1 protein-coding gene is annotated in these 1,260 nt (G+C 64.2%); it reads left to right on the forward strand.

Annotation, left to right across the window (positions count from 1 at the left end):
- A partial coding sequence (gene atzF, locus B3187_RS11180; RefSeq protein ID WP_286806474.1) for an allophanate hydrolase occupies window positions 1-1,260 on the forward strand: 1,260 nt, incomplete at both ends.

Below are 1,260 nucleotides of genomic sequence, written 5' to 3' on the forward strand. Positions count from 1 at the left end.
CCGCCGGCTCCGGGCGCGTACCCGCCGGGTTCAACAACATTGTCGGGCTGAAACCCACCAAGGGCCGATTCAGTATTCAGGGCGTGGTGCCCGCCTGTAAAAGCCTCGACTGCGTGTCGGTGTTTGCGTTGACGGTGGATGATGCCGATACGGTGGCCTCGGTACTGGAAGGATTCGATCCCGCCGATGGTTATTCGCGCCAGCCGCCGCACTCGGCCCGCTACTGGTCAAACCGACCCCGCTTTGGCGTACCCGATCGACACGACTGGTTTGGTGATTCCGAAGCCCAACGCGCCTGGGAGGCCAGCCTGAAAACCCTGCAGGCGGACGGTGTGGAGCTGGTGCCCATGGACTTCACCCCCATGCAGACGCTGGCGCAATTACTCTACGGCGGCCCCTGGGTCGCCGAGCGCCATGCGGCCATCGCAGAATTCATGGCAGAGCACGCCCAGGAAATGAACCCGGTGGTGCGCGGCATCATTGAACAGGCACAGAACTTCTCCGCCACCGATGCCTATCGGGCGGAGTACGCCCGGGCCGATCTGGCGCGTGCCATCCAGACCGCCATGGCCGAGGTCGATGCACTACTGGTGCCCACGGCACCGCGCCTGCCCACCATCGCTCAGGTCGAGGCCGACCCGGTCGGCGTGAACAGTCAGCTCGGCACCTGGACCAATTTTGTGAACCTGGCCAACTGCAGTGCGCTAGCCCTGCCCGCCGGTATTCGCGCCGACGGTTTACCCTTTGGAATCACCCTTGTTGCCCCCGCTTGGCAGGACCGGGCCCTCACGGATTTTGGTCGTCACTGGGAAGCCATTGCGCCCTGGAAGCGGGGCGCAACCGACCTGCAATCACCCGCTCCCACCGCGCCTTCAAAAGCGCCGCAGGATCACGTTCGCCTGGCCGTCGTCGGCGCGCACCTGAGCGGTATGCCGCTGAATCATCAGCTCACCGAGCGTCACGCCCGGTTGGTAGAACGCACCCATACCGCACCCACCTATCGACTGTACGCACTACCGGACACCATCCCGCCCAAACCGGGTCTGATCCGGGCCGATGAGGGCGCAAGCATCATTGTTGAGTTGTGGGATATCCCGGTCGACCAGTTCGGCAGTTTTGTGGCGCTGGTACCCGCACCTTTGGGCATCGGAACCCTGACGCTCGACGACGGACGCGAGGTCAAGGGATTCATCTGCGAAGGCGCCGCCGTGAAAGGCGCCCAGGACATTACCGAACTGGGCGGCTGGCGCGCGTTCATTG

Origin of the sequence: Marinimicrobium sp. UBA4209 (assembly GCF_002381585.1) — a bacterium.
Lineage (GTDB): Bacteria > Pseudomonadota > Gammaproteobacteria > Pseudomonadales > Cellvibrionaceae > Marinimicrobium > Marinimicrobium koreense.